21 protein-coding genes are annotated in these 15,933 nt (G+C 65.8%); 6 read left to right on the forward strand and 15 right to left on the reverse strand.

Annotated elements, in window-relative coordinates:
- Positions 1-112: 112 nt before the first annotated feature.
- The 6 genes from H7F35_RS04800 (at position 113) to H7F35_RS04825 (ending at position 3,671) form a co-directional block, all read left to right on the forward strand.
- Positions 113-1,432, forward strand: a complete 1,320-nt coding sequence (locus H7F35_RS04800; RefSeq protein ID WP_187111818.1) for a CHASE3 domain-containing protein — start codon at positions 113-115, stop codon at positions 1,430-1,432.
- Positions 1,433-1,617: 185 nt separating this feature from the next.
- Complete coding sequence (locus tag H7F35_RS04805) at positions 1,618-1,782, forward strand: DUF1328 domain-containing protein (RefSeq protein WP_013543146.1); 165 nt, start codon at positions 1,618-1,620, stop codon at positions 1,780-1,782.
- A gap of 54 nt (positions 1,783-1,836) precedes the next feature.
- Positions 1,837-2,211, forward strand: a complete 375-nt coding sequence (locus tag H7F35_RS04810) for a hypothetical protein (protein WP_187111819.1) — start codon at positions 1,837-1,839, stop codon at positions 2,209-2,211.
- Positions 2,212-2,246: 35 nt separating this feature from the next.
- Positions 2,247-2,630 carry a phage holin family protein gene (locus H7F35_RS04815; RefSeq protein ID WP_187111820.1) on the forward strand — a complete coding sequence of 128 codons (384 nt, stop codon included), beginning with the start codon at positions 2,247-2,249 and terminating at the stop codon, positions 2,628-2,630.
- Positions 2,617-3,114 (forward strand): hypothetical protein, encoded by a 498-nt coding sequence (locus tag H7F35_RS04820; protein ID WP_187111821.1) that lies wholly within the window; start codon positions 2,617-2,619, stop codon positions 3,112-3,114. The genes H7F35_RS04815 and H7F35_RS04820 overlap by 14 nt, the downstream gene beginning before the upstream one ends.
- On the forward strand, positions 3,111-3,671 hold the full coding sequence (locus H7F35_RS04825) for a bacterioferritin (RefSeq protein WP_187111822.1): 561 nt from the start codon (positions 3,111-3,113) through the stop codon (positions 3,669-3,671). Before H7F35_RS04820 ends, H7F35_RS04825 begins: the two co-directional genes overlap by 4 nt.
- An 87-nt stretch (positions 3,672-3,758) precedes the next feature.
- On the opposite strand, the gene H7F35_RS04830 is transcribed toward H7F35_RS04825, so the two are convergent.
- The 15 genes from H7F35_RS04830 to H7F35_RS04900 form a co-directional block, all read right to left on the reverse strand.
- Entirely contained in the window at positions 3,759-4,277 is a 519-nt protein-coding gene (locus H7F35_RS04830; protein WP_187111823.1) for a BON domain-containing protein, read from the reverse strand.
- Positions 4,278-4,375: 98 nt separating this feature from the next.
- Positions 4,376-4,573 carry a CsbD family protein gene (locus tag H7F35_RS04835; RefSeq protein ID WP_187111824.1) on the reverse strand — a complete coding sequence of 66 codons (198 nt, stop codon included), beginning with the start codon at positions 4,571-4,573 and terminating at the stop codon, positions 4,376-4,378.
- A 125-nt stretch (positions 4,574-4,698) separates the two neighbouring features.
- Positions 4,699-5,520, reverse strand: coding sequence for a DUF429 domain-containing protein (locus tag H7F35_RS04840; protein ID WP_187111825.1), 822 nt, complete (start codon positions 5,518-5,520; stop codon positions 4,699-4,701).
- Positions 5,521-5,524: 4 nt separating this feature from the next.
- Positions 5,525-6,406, reverse strand: coding sequence for an EamA family transporter (locus tag H7F35_RS04845; protein ID WP_187111826.1), 882 nt, complete (start codon positions 6,404-6,406; stop codon positions 5,525-5,527).
- 16 nt (positions 6,407-6,422) lie between these two features.
- Positions 6,423-6,845 (reverse strand): BLUF domain-containing protein, encoded by a 423-nt coding sequence (locus tag H7F35_RS04850; RefSeq protein ID WP_187111827.1) that lies wholly within the window; start codon positions 6,843-6,845, stop codon positions 6,423-6,425.
- Positions 6,846-6,849: 4 nt separating this feature from the next.
- Positions 6,850-7,581 carry a GTP cyclohydrolase I gene (gene folE / locus H7F35_RS04855; protein WP_187111828.1) on the reverse strand — a complete coding sequence of 244 codons (732 nt, stop codon included), beginning with the start codon at positions 7,579-7,581 and terminating at the stop codon, positions 6,850-6,852.
- Positions 7,582-7,719: 138 nt separating this feature from the next.
- Positions 7,720-8,475: an endonuclease/exonuclease/phosphatase family protein gene (locus H7F35_RS04860; protein WP_187111829.1), complete on the reverse strand. Its 756-nt coding sequence runs from the start codon at positions 8,473-8,475 to the stop codon at positions 7,720-7,722.
- Positions 8,472-8,945, reverse strand: a complete 474-nt coding sequence (gene nudB / locus H7F35_RS04865; RefSeq protein WP_187111830.1) for a dihydroneopterin triphosphate diphosphatase — start codon at positions 8,943-8,945, stop codon at positions 8,472-8,474. Before nudB ends, H7F35_RS04860 begins: the two co-directional genes overlap by 4 nt.
- Before the next feature lie 7 nt (positions 8,946-8,952).
- On the reverse strand, positions 8,953-10,761 hold the full coding sequence (gene aspS, locus H7F35_RS04870; RefSeq protein ID WP_187111831.1) for an aspartate--tRNA ligase: 1,809 nt from the start codon (positions 10,759-10,761) through the stop codon (positions 8,953-8,955).
- Between the two features lie 36 nt (positions 10,762-10,797).
- Complete coding sequence (locus H7F35_RS04875) at positions 10,798-11,430, reverse strand: DUF502 domain-containing protein (RefSeq protein ID WP_187111832.1); 633 nt, start codon at positions 11,428-11,430, stop codon at positions 10,798-10,800.
- Between the two features lie 9 nt (positions 11,431-11,439).
- Entirely contained in the window at positions 11,440-11,778 is a 339-nt protein-coding gene (locus H7F35_RS04880) for an FmdB family zinc ribbon protein (protein WP_187111833.1), read from the reverse strand.
- A 61-nt stretch (positions 11,779-11,839) separates the two neighbouring features.
- On the reverse strand, positions 11,840-12,682 hold the full coding sequence (locus tag H7F35_RS04885; protein WP_187111834.1) for an ABC transporter permease: 843 nt from the start codon (positions 12,680-12,682) through the stop codon (positions 11,840-11,842).
- Positions 12,679-13,638 (reverse strand): ABC transporter permease, encoded by a 960-nt coding sequence (locus H7F35_RS04890; protein ID WP_187111835.1) that lies wholly within the window; start codon positions 13,636-13,638, stop codon positions 12,679-12,681. Before H7F35_RS04890 ends, H7F35_RS04885 begins: the two co-directional genes overlap by 4 nt.
- Positions 13,639-13,652: 14 nt before the next feature.
- Entirely contained in the window at positions 13,653-14,753 is a 1,101-nt protein-coding gene (locus H7F35_RS04895; RefSeq protein ID WP_187111836.1) for an ABC transporter ATP-binding protein, read from the reverse strand.
- Positions 14,754-14,772: 19 nt separating this feature from the next.
- The gene (locus H7F35_RS04900) at positions 14,773-15,900 is read right to left on the reverse strand and encodes a polyamine ABC transporter substrate-binding protein (RefSeq protein ID WP_187111837.1); all 1,128 of its coding nucleotides are present in this window, start codon (positions 15,898-15,900) and stop codon (positions 14,773-14,775) included.
- Positions 15,901-15,933: the final 33 nt, after the last annotated feature.

The following is a 15,933-nucleotide window of genomic DNA, read 5'->3' on the forward strand; positions in this document are numbered from 1 at the left end:
GTTGCGCGCATGCGGTCCGCCACATGCCGGGCCCCTGATTGTTGTCAATTATTCACGAACTTGCGTAGTAAGCAGCTTTGAAAGTTTCATGCACTGGCTAGTCCCTCAAAAAATGGCCGTGAGCCTCCTGCTCGCGGCACTGGCTGCGCTGGCCCTCGTCGGCATCAACGAGGCCGGCTACCGGCAGTCGAGTCGCGCCCTGGCCGACATCGACGAGGCCCAGCAGGTTCGCGGCACGCTCAACCAGATCCTGCAGAACATGCTCGATGCCGAAACCGGCCAGCGAGGCTATCTGCTGACCGGCGAAACCAGCTACCGGCAACCCTACGACTCGGCGGTCAAGGAGGTCGACAGCCACCTCGCGAGCCTGCGCCGACTGTACGCCGAGCGGCCGGCCGAACTCACCCAGCTGACCGAGCTGTCCAAGCACGTGTTGCGCAAGATCGCCGAGATGGACATGAGCGTGCGGCTGCGCCAGGACGGCAAGGAAGACGCCTGGAAGTTCGTCATCACGACCGACGTCGGCCGCGAAGAGATGGATGCCATCCGCGCCACTGCGGGCGAGCTGGTCAAGATCAGCAACAAGACCCTGCACGAGAGCCAGGTCCAGGTGCTCAAGTCGCTGCAGCTTGCTCGCATCGGCACCGCCATCGTGGCGCTGGCCGCGCTGATCGCCTTCTTCCTTTACCTGCGCCAGACCCATGCCCTGCGCTCCATCGGCGAGCGCCAGCAGGAAGCCTTGCAACGCGAACGCAACGCCCTGGAGGACGAGGTGCGCGAGCGCACCGCCTCGCTGGCCGAGCTGGCGACCCACTTGCAGGACGTTCGCGAAACCGAGCGCGGCTACCTGGCGCGTGAACTGCACGACGAGCTGGGCTCGCTGCTCACCGCCGCCAAGCTCGACGTGGCACGCCTCAAATCGCGGCTGGTGGATGCGCCCGACGCCATCCAGCGGCTGCAGCATCTGACCGAACTGCTCAACAGCGGCATCGCGCTCAAGCGCCGCATCATCGAAGACCTGCGGCCGTCCTCGCTCTCGAACCTCGGGCTGGTCGCGTCGCTGGAAATCCTGGGACGCGAGTTCGCCGAGCGCTCGGGCCTGCAGATCGAGATGGTGCTGGAGCCCGTGACGATGGACGAATCGCGCCAGCTCACGATCTACCGCATGGTCCAGGAAAGCCTGACCAACATCGGCAAGTACGCGGAGGCCAGCGAAGCCACCATCGTGATGAAGAACTACGAGAACCATGTGATCGTGGAAGTCGCGGATAACGGCAAGGGCTTCGACGCCCAGCGCGTGCGGCCGTCGACGCACGGCCTTGCGGGCATGCGCCACCGGGTGGAAGCGGCCCGCGGCAAGCTCACGGTGTCCTCGACACCCGGCCGGGGCACGCGCCTGAGCGCCATGCTGCCGGTCGTCAAACCGAGCTGAATCGGCACTCCTTCACGGCCCTGTGCGGAGTGACTCGGCCATCTCCTACGCACCTCATCCCCGACCGCTGACAGGTCCCGCGCAGGGCCCCAATTAAGGTTGCTCCAAGCCATCCGGCTCTTCCTTGCGAGGTTCCGGATGCGCTGTTCATCAAAACAACGAGGGCAGCCTCGAAGGAGTTCCGCATGTTGCATTACGCAGTGGTGTTTCTGGTCATCGCGCTGATCGCCGCACTGTTTGGCTTCGGTGGCATTGCCGCCAGCGCAGTCGGCATTGCCAAGATCCTTTTCGTGATCTTCGCCGTGCTTGCCATCGCCAGCTTCCTGGCCGGCTTGCTACGACGCAAGTAGCGTAGTTACGATCCACAGGCTCCCGCATTTCATCTTTCCGAAAAGGACTTACACATGAACACGACCAAGACCCCCTCGCAGCTCGCCGACGACGCGCGCCAGACCGCCAACGACGCGGTCGAATCGACCCGCGCCTATGCACAGAACGCGGTGAATGCGGCGGGCGAAAAGGTCCGCGACCTGCGCCGCGATGCCGAGCCGGCCGTCGAGCAACTGGCCGCCCGCGTGCAGCAAGCCGTGCAGCGCGGCCTGGACGCCGCATCGACCACCAGCGCCCGTGCGCAGCGCCGCATCGAGAAGGCTGCCGACGTCACCGGCCGCTACATCTCGGACCAGCCCGTGCGCTCGGTGCTGCTCGCCGCTGCCGCCGGCGCCGCCATCACCGCGCTCATCGTGCTGGCCAGCCGCCGCAGCCGGGACGACTACTGATCCGCTGATTTTTCGTTCCACCGATCCCCCGCACCATGCTTCATCCGATCTTCTCCACGGTGCTCGGGCATCCGGAACTCATCGCTGAACACGTCGCCAACTACGCCGCCCTCGTCCGGCAGGAAACCGCACAGGCGGGGCGCGGCCTCGTCGCCCGCCTGGTCGCGGGCGTGCTGGCGGCGGCAAGCGCCATGCTGGCCCTCGGGCTGATCGGCGTGGCCGTGCTGCTCGGTGTGCTGCATGGCAGCTTTCATTGGGTGCTGGTCATCGTGCCGGGCGTCGCCGTGCTGATCGCGGCCTTCTGTGCCTGGTACGCGATGCATCCCAACCCGGGCTACGGCTTCGACGACCTGCGCACGCAGCTCGACGCCGACCTGCAAGCCCTGCACAACGCCGGAGCCCACCATGGCCAGCGCTGACCGTTCCCCCCTCCCCCTGACCCCACAGCAGCGCCTGGCCATTTCGCGCCGTGCGCTGGTGCGGCAACTGAACGGCGGCGAGGAAGAAGCGCGCCACCCGGCGCGCGAACCCGACGACGATCTGGAATATGCACACCACGACAACCCGGCAGGCGCGGCCTACGCAGCGCCTGCGCAGGGCCGCGGCGGCAACGTCTGGGGCTCGATGGCGCGCAGCGTGGTGCAGCGCTGGTGGCGCCGCCACCCGGCCCATGCGGTGGGCCAACTGGCGCGCCCCCTGCTCGAACATTACGCGCGCAAGGAGCCGGCCAAGCTGATGGCGGCCGCGGCGGCCACCGGCGCGGTGCTGGTGCTCGTCAAGCCGTGGCGCCTGCTGTCCGTCACGGCAGTGCTGGCTGCGGTGCTGAAAACATCCGACGTGGCTGACATCGTCAACACGTTGATGCAGAAGACCACAAGCCCCCCACGAAAGGACCCTCCATGAAAGCCGTTGTTTCCTCTTCTTCCAAGGCTGCCGATCACAAGCACCTGGTGCTCGACCAGCGTGGGCTCGACGCGGCACGCCAGAGCCTTGACGATGGCGCCGTGACGCCCAGCTACGGCCCCTGGCGCGACGACGTCGTCAAGCTGCTCAACGACGCGCTGGCCACCGAGCTGGTGTGCGTGCTGCGCTACAAGCGCCATTACTTCACCGCCAACGGTGTCGAGTCGCCCGCCATCGCCGACGAATTCCTGGTGCACGCCAACGAAGAATCGGGCCATGCCGACCGCATTGCCGAACGCATCGTGCAACTGGGCGGCGAACCCGATTTCGCGCCCGGCCACCTGCTCGAGCGAAGCCACGCCGCCTACGACGAATCGACCGACCTGCAGGCAATGGTGCGCGCCAACCTCATTGCCGAACGCATCGCAGTGGAGTCGTACCGCCAGATGATTGCGCTGATCGGCGACAAAGACCCGACCACGCGCCGCATGCTCGAGGACATTCTTTCCGACGAGGAAGAGCATGCCGACGAACTGAAGGACTGGCTCGGCCACTGATCGATGCACCCGGGCCCGAGCGGCCCGCCCAAGAAAAAGCCCGGCCATGACCGGGCTTTTTGCTGTCTGTGACGGGGACCGGGACGATCAGCTCTTCACGTCGAGCTGGTTGTCCACCGAGGTCACGCCCTGCACGCCCTTGGCGATCTCTTCGGCGCGGGCCTTGGCAGCGGCCGAGGGTGCGGGGCCCTTCAGGCTCACGGCGCCGCCCTTGGTGTCGACATTGATCTTGATCGCGCTCAGGTCCGGGTCCTTCGCCAGGCCCGCCGAGACAGAGGCGGTGATGGCGGCGTCGTCAACGGTCGCGCTCACAGTTGCGCCGGCGTCCTTGACGGCTTCCTTCACATTGGCCATGCCTTCCTTCACATCGGCGGTGGTGCCGGAGGCATCGGCCTTGGCCTTGGCTTCCTTGAGGGCCTGCTCGGTCTTGGCGGCGGCGGTGTCGGCGGCCTGTTCGGTCTTGGCGACCGCGCTGTCGAGCTTTTCACCGGCGGTGCGGTTGTCCGATTTGTCGCAGGCGGCCAGCGTCAGTGCGGCGCCGGCCACGAGCACGGCGAGCCACGCGCGCGAATGCGGCATGGCGGTGTATGGGTTTGATTTGTTCATTGAAATCCTCCTGTCGCTCATCGGAAAACGGGAAATACGGGAAATGGAAAGGAAGTTGCGCGCACCGGGCGCGCAACCCTGTTCGGTCAACGGTCAGGTCAGAGCTTGTCGGCACCCGTCTTGATCGCGTCCTTGGCCTTTTCCTTGACGTCGCCGTAGGTCTTTTGCACCTTGCCGGCGGCCTGGTCGGCAACGCCTTCGCCCTCGAGCTTCTCGTTACCGACAACCTTGCCGGCGACTTCCTTCAGCTTGCCCTTGGCCTCTTCGACGCGGCCTGCCACTTGGTCCTTGTTCATCTCGATTCCTTCCTGCGTAGGGTGGTGAAAACACGTGGGCCGGTTGACCCACTGCTTTCAATCTAGGTGCCACGCGGTCGCCAGGAATTCCGCCGGAAGCCCGAAGCGGTGTAGGACAAGAAGGCTCAAGCCGTGACGATCCATCCTTCAAGCGCATCGAAACTGGCCGGTAGACCATGGCCGAGTCCGGGGCTTTCGGCGCGCTGGAGACCCCAGGCGGCCTGCAGAAGGCACAGCACCGCGTCGATGTCATCGCCCCGGGCATCGGCCAGCAACTCGGCACGCTGGCCTGCGGTGACGCCGAGCCGCAGGCCGAGCCGGGTGGTACCGGCTTCGAGGGCCACCAGCAGGTCGGTGCGCGCCGCCAAGCGCTCCGGCGTCTGCTTTCGCAGGTCGTCGCTCTTGTAGCTGCGCCGCCCGATCAGCTCGCGTGCCAGCAGGCCGGGATAGGCCTCCAGGGCCACACGGTTGCGGTGGCTGCCCTCATGCAGGCCGGGGATGCGCGCGCCGGCCGCCAGCAGGCGCGGCACGCCGGCATGGAGCATGTAGGCCACCGGGGGATTGACCCACTTCATCGACGGGCTGGAGCCGGCGGGCACATCGGTTGCGCGGTGCGCGAACTTGCCGCCGACGGGGCGCACGGCGCAAAACGCTGCGAAGGTGTCGCGTATCTCGGCGCGGCTCAGGCCGGCGTAGTGGGCCATCAGCGTGTCCCATGTCGTTGGCCAGTGCAGGTGCTCGACCAGCTCGCGCGGCAGGCTGAACGGAAAGTCGAAGCCACCGGTCCATGCGGGCGTGGCCTGCAGCCATTCGCCCCAGGCGTCGAGCGTTGCAAAGCGCTGAAGCCGGGTCAGCACGACGCGGTCGGCATCGGCCAGCTCGCCCATGGCCACCACGATGGGCTTGCGCGCCGTGGGCGCGCTCGAAAAGTCGCACCCGAAGAGCATGGCCTCAGCCCAGCGCGAGCGCCACCACGCCGGCGGCGATGAGCAGCGCGCCCATCAGCCGCAGCAGCCGGTCGCCCTCGCGCAGCAGATGGCCGCCGATCAGCGCGGCGAACAACATCGACACCTCGCGCGCCGGCGCCACGTGCGAGATGGGCGCCTGCTGTACCGCATAGAGCACGAGCACATAGGAAACCGGGCTGATCGCCGCCACCAGCAGCGCGTACTTCCACTGCTCACGCCACATGCGCGCGGTGGTGACACGGTCCTGCAATGCGGCGGGCAGCAGCAGCACGAGGCGCACGAAGTTGCCCATGTAGTCGAGCAGGATCGGCGACATCGCCAGGAACTTCACCGCGTAGCTGTCGGTCACCGTGTAGGCGGCAATGAAGGCACCGGTCAGCACGCCGTAGCGGATGCCCTTTTGCACCCGCTCTCGCTGCGCCGGGTCATGCTTCTTGTGAAACAGGCGCGGACCGCCCGCCACGAGGAACACGCCGAGCACCACGCCGAAGATGCCGGCAATGCCGATCAGGCTGATCTTCTCGCCGAGAAACAAAATCGCGACCAGCGACGACAGCAACGGCCCCGACCCACGCGCCAGCGGATAGACCACGGTGAGGTCGGACTTGCGATAGCCGCGCAGCAGGATCACGTAATAGAAGACATGCAGCACGCCGCTCAGCACGATGAAGCCCCACTCCCTCGCGCCCCATGTCGGCACGACGCTCCAGCCCAGCGTGACGCCCACGGGCGCCCACACCACGGCCATGAACACGCTGCTCTGGAGCGCGAAGCGCGCGTCACCGTTCGCCTTCTTGGCGGCGATGTTCCAGCTGGCGTGAATGACCCCGGCGAGCAGGATCAGCGCAAAGGCAGAGAGCGGCACCCCGGCAGAAAGAGGACTAGTGGCGGCCGACGATGGCGGCGGTGGCCATCAGCTCTTCGAGCAGCGCCAGCGAGACCTTGCCCGAGACCTTGTAGGGGTCGAGTTCGGGCTTCTCGGAATACTTGAGCAGCGTCGAGGCATTGAGCTTCGACAGGTTGACCTGCCCCATCGTCCAGCCGCCGAAACGGCGCTCGGAGATTTCTTCGTAGTGCAGCAGCACCACGTCTTTGTGGCGCGCATCGCGCTGGATGTGGCCGTAGAGATCGCTGATGGCGTCGCGCCCACCCTCGATGGCCTGCAGGAAAGTGCCGGCACCGTAGCAGAGGATGCCGGTGATGCCGCAGGCCGGGTTGTGCGTGCGCGATTGCGTGAGGATCGCGTCGATGGCTGCCGGGCTGGTGTCGACGGCACGGCTGGCGTAGAGGAGTCGGACCAGCATGGCTTTAGCTCTTTCTTGGCAAGAGGGACAGGAATTCGCGACGCAGGCTCGGGTCTTTGAGGAACACGCCGCGCATCACGGAGTTGATCATCTTGCTGTCCATTTCCTTCACGCCGCGCCAGGCCATGCAGAAATGTTCGGCTTCCATCACCAGCGCCAGGCCGTCGGGCCGGGTCTTTTCCTGGATCAGGTCGGCCAGTTGCACGATCGCCTCTTCCTGGATCTGCGGACGGCCCATCACCCATTCGGCCAGGCGTGCGTACTTCGACAGGCCGATCACGTTGGTGTGCTCGTTGGGCATCACGCCGACCCAGAGCTTGCCGATGATCGGGCAGAAGTGGTGCGAGCAGGCGCTGCGCACGGTGATCGGGCCGACGATCATCAGCTCGTTCAGGTGCTCGGCGTTGGGGAACTCGGTGAGCGCAGGCGGCGGCACATAGCGGCCGCGGAACACCTCGTTCAGGTACATCTTGGCCACGCGGCGGGCGGTGTTGCCGGTGTTGTGGTCGTTCTCGACGTCGATGACGAGGCTGTCGAGCACCCCCTTCATCTTGACCTCGACCTCGTCGAGCAGCGCCTCCAGCTCGCCGGGTTCGATGAACTCGGCGATGTTGTCATTGGCATTGAAGCGCTTGCGCGCTGCGTTCAGGCGCTCGCGGATCTTCACGGAGACGGGCGTGCCCTCGTCATCGTCTTTTCGATCGGGGAGCGGTTCGACGTCGGTTTTCCTCAGCATCCGCGCATCGTATCAGTGATCTTTTTTGCCCGTCCGCTCAAGGGAACACCGCGAAACCGGCTCCGCCGGGCCGCAGGTGTTGCCCCCCGGTAGGGGGTTGGAGAAGCGACACGCAGTGCGCGAAGCCTGGGGGCGAGCTCAGACCAACGAGAAATCGGCCACCAGCGGCAGGTGGTCGGACATGCGGGCCCAGATCGGGCCGCGCGGCACCGCGCAGGCCAGCGGCTCCAGCTTGCGTCCATAGATGAAGTCGAGCTGTGCCACCGGCAGGCGCGAGGGATAGGTGAGCGTGCGCGGGCCGCGCAGGTCGCTGGTGTCGCGCAGGCCCATCGCGTTCATGGCGTAGCGCATGCGCGCGCCCCAGTCGTTGAAATCGCCCGCCACCACCACCGCCTCGTCGGCGGGCACTTCGCGGTCGATGAACTCGCGAAGGCGCGCGATCTGCCGCACGCGGCTGCCCTTGATGAGCCCCAGGTGCACCACGATGGCATGCACCGGCTGGCCCTCGACCTCGATCACCGCGTGCAGCAGCCCGCGCTGCTCGAAGCGGTGGTCGGAAATGTCCTGGTGGCTGGTACGGATCACCGGCCAGCGCGTGAGCAGCGCATTGCCGTGCTCCCCGTGGCGCGTGACGGCATTGGTCTCGTAGACGGCGGTGTAGCCCTCGGGCGCCAGGAAATCGGCCTGGGGCAGCTCGGGCCAGCGCGCGAAACGGGCGGCAGCCTGGCGGTTCATCTTGCGCACTTCCTGCAGGCAGACGATGTCGGCATCGAGCTGCTCGATGGCGTGGCCGAGGTTGTGGATTTCAAGTCGCCGGGCGGGCCCGATCCCCTGCACACCCTTGTGGATGTTGTAGGTCGCGACCCGAAGGTTCTGTGCTGCCGGCTGGTTCATTGCGCAAATTCTGGCAGCAACAGAATGGCTTCGGCGTTCGACGGGGAAAAGCAGGCGTCGGCCGCCTCGCGATACGACAGCCATTGCCAGTCGGTGTGCTCGCGCGGATCGAGCGTGGGCGTCAGGCGCTCAGGCACGCACAGGCCGAACAGGTGCTCGGTGTTGTGCGTGACGCCTGGCTCGTAGCGAGCGCGCCAGCGTGGGTAGATTTCGTAGATGTTGCGCAGTTGCCAGTCGACCAGTTGCGACGCGAGCGCGCTGCGCTGGCCGCACTGGATGCCGGTTTCTTCAGCCACCTCGCGCGCCGCCGTGAGCGCAAGCAGCTCGTCGACGGTGTCCTTGCTGCCGGTGACCGACTGCCAGAACTCGGCCGCGTCGGCGCGCCGGATCAGCAGCACGTCGAGCGCCGGCGTGTGGATCACGACAAGCACCGACTCCGGGATCTTCCAGGGCCGGGTGCCAGTCGTCATGCCGGCATCAGGCTGCGGCTTGGGGGGTGTTGCGCAGCTTGATGTGCAGTTCGCGCAGCTGCTTCTCGTCGACCGGACTCGGTGCCTGCGTCAGCAGGTCTTGCGCGCGCTGGGTCTTGGGGAAGGCGATCACGTCGCGGATCGACTCGGCGCCGGTCATGAGCATCACGAGGCGGTCCAGGCCGATGGCGATGCCACCGTGCGGCGGCGCGCCGTATTGCAGCGCGTCGAGCAGGAAGCCGAACTTGAGCTGTGCGTCTTCGGCGCTGATCTTCAGCGCGCGGAACACCTTGCTCTGCACTTCCTCGCGGTGGATACGCACCGATCCGCCGCCCATTTCGATGCCGTTGAGCACCATGTCGTAGGCCTTGGCGATGCACTTCTCGGGCGCGGTGTCCATGAGGTCTTCATGGCCGTCCTTCGGTGCGGTGAACGGGTGGTGCACGGCCGACCAGCGTTGGCCATCCTCGTCGAACTCGAACATCGGGAAGTCGACCACCCACAGCGGTGCCCAGCGGTCGTCGAACAGGCCGCTCTTCTTGCCGAAGGGGCTGTGGCCGATCTTCACGCGCAGCGCGCCGATGGCGTCGTTGACGACCTTTTCCTTGTCGGCGCCGAAGAACAGGATGTCGCCGTTGCGGGCACCCGTGCGGGCGATGATCTCGGCCAGCGTGTTGTCGTCCAGGTTCTTGACGATCGGGCTTTGCAGGCCTTCGCGGCCGGCGGCTGCGTCGTTGACCTTGATGTAGGCCAGGCCCTTGGCGCCGTAGATCTTGACGAACTCTTGATAGGCGTCGATTTCACCGCGCGACATGCCGCCCTCGGCACCGCCGCCGGGCACGCGCAGTGCCACGACACGGCCACCGTCCATGGTGGCGGCGTTCGAGAACACCTTGAACTCGACGCGCTTCATCAGCTCGGTGAGTTCGGTGAATTCGAGCTTCACACGCAGGTCGGGCTTGTCGGAGCCGTACTTGAACATGGCGTCGCCGTAGGTCATCGTCGGGAACACCGGCAGATCGATGTTGGCAGCCGAGCGGAAGACCTGGCGGATCATGCCTTCGAACATTTCGCGGATTTCTTCTTCCGCCATGAACGAGGTCTCGATGTCGATCTGCGTGAACTCGGGCTGGCGGTCGGCGCGCAGGTCTTCGTCGCGGAAGCACTTCACGATCTGGTAGTAGCGGTCGTAGCCGGCCACCATCAGCAACTGCTTGAAGAGCTGGGGCGACTGCGGCAGCGCGAAGAAGCTGCCGTCGTGCACGCGGCTGGGCACGAGGTAGTCGCGCGCGCCTTCGGGCGTGGACTTGCCGAGCATCGGCGTCTCGATGTCGATGAAGCCGTTGGCATCGAGGAACTTGCGCGTCTCCATCGTCACCTTGTAGCGCAGCATCATGTTGCGTTGCATGGCCGGACGGCGCAGGTCGAGCACGCGGTGCGTGAGGCGGGTGGTTTCCGACAGGTTGTCGTCGTCCAGCAGGAACGGGGGCGTGACCGAGGGGTTGAGCACCTTCAGCTCGTGGCACAGCACTTCGATCTTGCCGCTCTTGAGGCTGTCGTTGGTCGTGCCTTCGGGGCGCGCGCGCACCAGGCCCGTGATCTGCACGCAGAACTCGTTGCGCAGGTTTTCGGCCACGGCGAAAGTGGAGGCGCGATCGGGATCGCACACCACCTGCACATAACCTTCGCGGTCACGCACGTCGATGAAGATCACGCCGCCGTGGTCACGGCGACGGTTGACCCAGCCGCAAAGGGTGACGGTCTGGCCCATCAGGGCTTCGGTCACAAGACCGCAATAGTGAGTACGCATGGCCATAGGGATCAATTCCGGCGCCGTTCGGGCGCGTTCGTTTTATGAGTTGGAAGGCTTGACCGCCACCGTGGTGGGGCCGCCTGGAACGACCACCCCCATCGAGACGATGTACTTGAGCGCTTCGTCCACGCTCATCTTCAGTTCGATGCAGTCGCTGCGCTTGAGCATCACGAAGTAGCCGCCCGTGGGATTGGGCGTGGTGGGTACGTAGACGCTGAGGTATTCCTCGTCGCCGAGGTGTTCTGCGACTTCATTGCCGGGCGCACCGGTCACGAAGGCGATGGTCCACACGCTGGTGCGCGGCCATTCGATCAGAACCGCAGTGCGAAAGGCATTGCCGTTCTCGGAGAACAGCGTGTCCGACACCTGCTTGACGCTGGAGTAGATCGAGCGCACGACCGGAATGCGCCGCACGACGGCATCGCCCCAGCCGAGCAGGCGCTTGCCGACAAAGTTGCTGGCGGTGGCGCCCACCACCAGCAGGATGGTCAGCGTGAGCAGAACGCCCAGGCCGCGCACCTTGTGATCGCTGAGCCAGACCTGCCACTGCTCGGGCAGCAGCCACAGCGTCTGGTCGAGCGTGCCGATGATCCAGTTCAGCACGCCGAGCGTGATGACCAGCGGCACGATGACCAGCAAGCCGGACAGCAACCATTTGCGCAGGGCGAGCATGGGGGTCGATCAGTCGCCGCTCTTGGCGGCAGCAGCCGGCGCGGGGGCCGATGCCGCGGGCGCCGGAGCGGGGCTCGGCGCGGCAGCGGTGGAAGAAGAAGACTCGGCAGGTTTGGCGCCGTCGCTCGCCGCAGGCGCTGTGGCGGGCTCGGCCTTCTTGCCGCCACCCTCACGGAAATCGGTCACGTACCAGCCCGAGCCCTTGAGCTGGAAGCCGGCGGCCGTGACCTGTTTTTCAAACGAACTCGCGCCGCACGCCGGACACACCGTCAGGGGCGCGTCGGACATCTTTTGCAGCGTGTCTTTGGCAAAGCCGCAGGCGCTGCACTTGTAGGCGTAGATGGGCATGGAGATTGAGGGGTCAAAAAAGCGGCGCAGCTGCCGCTCGCAAAGCCCATGATTATAGGCGCTACCCTCCGGCCAGAGCGGCCTGCCCCTCCCTGTACCGGCGCCGCTCCCGTGCGGCGATCAGGTAGCTGGAGGCCACCACGAAGATCGCCGCCAGCACGATCACCACTGTGGCCAGGGCATTGACGGTCGGGTCGAGCCCCAGCCGGGCGCGCGAAAAGATGACGAGCGGCAGGGTGGTCGAGCCGGGCCCCGACAGGAAGGCCGACATCACCACGTCGTCGAGCGAGAGCGTGAAACTCAGCAGCCAGGCCGCCAGCAGCGACTCCGCGATCATCGGCAGCGTCACCAGGAAGAAGACCTGCAGCGGGCGCGCGCCCAGGTCTTGCGCTGCCTCTTCGTACTGCGGGTTGAGGTCGCGCAGGCGGGCGCCGATCACCACCGTGGCATAGGCCATGCCCACCAGCAGGTGCCCGAGCCAGATCGTCGTGAGCCCGCGCTCCGGGAAACCGAACAGGCGCTGGACCGACACCAGCATCAGCAGCAGCGACAGGCCGACGATGACCTCGGGCATCACCAGCGGCGCGCTGACCATGCCCGCGAATGCGGTGCGCCCGCGGAAGCGCGGAAAACGCTCCAGCGCGAAAGCCGCCAGCGTGCCCAGCAGCACCGCGCCGGTTGCACTGGCCGCCGCGATGCGCAGCGACACGAACAGGCCCTCGCGAATCTCATCGTCGCCGACCAGCTTGTGGTACCAGCGCAGGCTGAAGCCGGCCCAGACGTTGGGCACCGGGGAATCGGTGAAGCTGAAGACGATCAGCGCCACGATCGGCAGGTAGAGGAACGCAAAGCCCAGCAGCAGCCAGATGCGGCTGGTCCAGCGACCGGCGGGGGTGGCGATCATGTGCCCTCCCCCTTGGACCGGGCCTTGGCCTTCGCCTGGCTGCTGTTGAGCAGCGCCAGCGGCACGATGATGAGCAGCACCATCACCACGGCCACGCTTGACGCCATCGGCCAGTCGTTGTTGGAGAAGAACTCGTCCCACAGCACGCGGCCGATCATCAGCGTCTGCGGGCCGCCCAGCAGCTCGGGAATGACGTATTCGCCGACGCAGGGAATGAACACCAGCATGGCGCCCGCGATGATGCCGCTGCGCGAGAGCGGCACGGTGATGCGCCAGAACGCCTGCCAGGGCGTCGCGCCCAGGTCTTGCGCGGCCTCGAGCAGCCGCAGGTCCATCTTGGAGAGCGTGGCGTACAGCGGCAGCACCATGAACGGCAGGTAGGTGTAGACCATGCCCAGCACCAGCGAGAACGGGCTGTACATGAACTGCCCGGCCGAGGAGATGAGGCCCAGCGGCAGCAGCAGCCGGTCGGCATGCACGAAGGTCAGCAACTGCCCGACCCAGCCGGTCTGGGCATCCAGCAGGCCCTTCCAGGCATAGACGCGCAGCAGGAAGCTGGTCCAGAACGGCAGCATCACGCCCATCAGCAGCAGCGGTTGCAGGCCGGCCCTGGCGCGGGCCATGAAGTAGGCGAAGGGATAGCCGACGAACAGGCAGATCAGCGTGGTGATTGCCGCGTACATCAGCGAGTGCCCGTAGGTCGCGAAATACAGGTCGTCCTGGAACAGCGTGATGTAGTTCTGCAGCTTGAGCGTCAGCGTCAGTTGCTGGTCGGCCCAACCGACCAGGTCGGAAATCTTCGCGCCGTCCATCTCCGAGAAACTGATGCGCAGGACGATCAGGAAAGGCAGCAGGAAAAAGACCAGCAGCCACAGATAGGGCGCGCCGATCACCAGATGCCGCCCCTGGAAGGGACGCAGCCAGCTCTTTCTCTTGCTGTCGGTGGAAGAAGCCATGGCGGTCCTCTTCCCTACTGCGTCAGCACGACCTGGGAGCTCGGCAACCACCGGGCCCAGACGGCATCGCCCTGCGCGGGCAGGCCCTCGCGATGCCGGGTTTCGTTCTCGACATTGACCTTCAGCAACGCCCCGCTCGCCAGCCGCAGGTGATAGACGGTGTACAGGCCGAAATAGGCCGAGGCCTCGACGATGCCGCGCACCTTGTTGTGCGGCTCTGCCGGCTCATCGGGGCTCAGGTGGATCTTCTCGGGGCGCACCGCCACCGTGACGGTCTGCCCCTCGTAGCCGGTGATGCCGTGCCCGATGCGGTGCAGCACATCGGCGCACTGGATGTCGACATGGTCCGCCTCGTCGGCCACCACGCTGCCGTCCATGAGGTTGACGTTGCCGATGAAGTCGGCCACGAAGCGCGTGGCGGGCGTCTCGTACACATCGGCCGGTGCACCGACCTGAAGGAAGCGGCCTTCGCTCATCACGGCGATGCGCGAGGCCATGGTCATCGCCTCTTCCTGGTCGTGCGTGACCATCACGCAGGTCACACCGACCTGCCGGATGATGTTGACCAGCTCGATCTGCGTGGCCTCGCGCAGCTTCTTGTCGAGTGCGCCGAGCGGCTCGTCGAGCAGCAGCAGCTTGGGGCGCTTGGCCAGGCTGCGCGCCAGCGCCACACGCTGCTGCTGCCCGCCCGAGAGCTGGTGCGGCTTGCGCTTGGCAAAGGTGGTGAGCTGCACCAGGCGCAGCATCTCGTCGACGCGCGCGGCGATCTCGGCTTTCGGCAGCCCGTCGCGGCGCAGGCCGAAGGCGATGTTGTCCCAGACCGTCAGGTGGGGAAACAGCGCATACGACTGGAACATCATGTTCACCGGCCGCTTGTACGGCGGCAGGCCCGCGAGGTCGTTGCCGTCGAGCACCACGCGTCCCGACGAGGGCAGCTCGAAGCCCGCCAGCATGCGCAGCAAGGTGCTCTTGCCGCAGCCCGACGAGCCCAGCAACGCGAAGATCTCGCCGCGGGCTACGTCGAGGCTGACCTCGTTCACCGCGCGAAAGTCGCCAAAGTCCTTCGTGACGGCCTCGATGCGCAGGAAAGCGCCTTCCTCGTTGGGAACACTCATAACGACTCTGTCAGCGCGGTCAGCGGTTGGCCTTGAAATTGGTGAAGGTGCGCGTGACCAGCCGCAGCGTGGCCTGGTCGGGCGTGTCCGGCGAGATCATGGTCTCGAGAGCCGCTTCGGGCGGGAACACCGACTTGTCCTTGGCCAGCGCCGGATTGACGAACTTCATCGCCGCCTTGTTGGGGTTGGCATAGAACACCTTGTTGGTGAGCGAGGCATGCACCTCGGGCCGCAGGATGTAGTTGATCCACTTGTAGGCATTCTCGGGATGCTTGGCGTCCTTCGGGATGGCCATGGTGTCGAAGAACAGCAGGCCACCCGTCTTGGGCAGCAGCACTTCGAGGTTCTGCGGCGTCTTGGCCTTGGTCGACTTGTCCTTGGCGATCATGATGTCGCCCGACCAGCCGATCACCGCGCAGAGCTGGCCCTTGGCCATCTGGTCGATGTAGTCGGAGCCCGAGCCGGCAAAGCGCGTCACGTTGGGCCGCACGGCTTTGAGCATCTCGCCCGCGGCCTTGTAGTCGTCCGGGTTCTTGCTGCGCGGGTCCTTGCCGAGGTACTTCAGCGCGATCGGCAGGATCTCGGAGGCCGTGTCGAGGAACGAAATGCCGCAGCCCTTGAGCTTGGAGGCGTACTCCGGCTTGAACACCAGGTCCCAGGCGTTGTCGGGCATGGGCGTGGTGCCCAGCGCCTTCTTGACCTTGTCGGCGTTGATGCCCACCGTGGTGTAGCCCCAGAGCCAGTCGACGATGTAGTCGTTGCCCGGGTCCATCTTCGCCAGCTGGGCCTGGATCGCCGGGTCGAGGTTGGCGAGATTGGGGATCTTCGATTTGTCCAGCTTCTGCAGCAGGCCGGCCTGAATTTGCATCTTGGCGAAGTGCGAGCCGGGCACGACGATGTCGTAGCCACTCATGCCCGCGACCAGCTTGGCGTGCAGCGCCTCATTGCTGTCGAAGAGGTCGTAGCGGACCTTGATGCCCGTTTCCTTTTCGAAGTTCGCGACCGTGTCCGCGGCGATGTAGTCGCCCCAGTTGTAGATGTTGAGGACTTTTTCTTCCTCGGCGCGCACGGCAGTCGTGCCCAGCAAGGCAGCAGCAACAGCAAGCGCACCGAGAACCCGGCCGGGACGCAGCGACATTGATTTCATGGGACGTAGCCTCCGGAAAAAATTGAGCGCGAG

Source organism: Variovorax sp. PAMC26660, from assembly GCF_014302995.1.
GTDB lineage: Bacteria > Pseudomonadota > Gammaproteobacteria > Burkholderiales > Burkholderiaceae_C > Variovorax.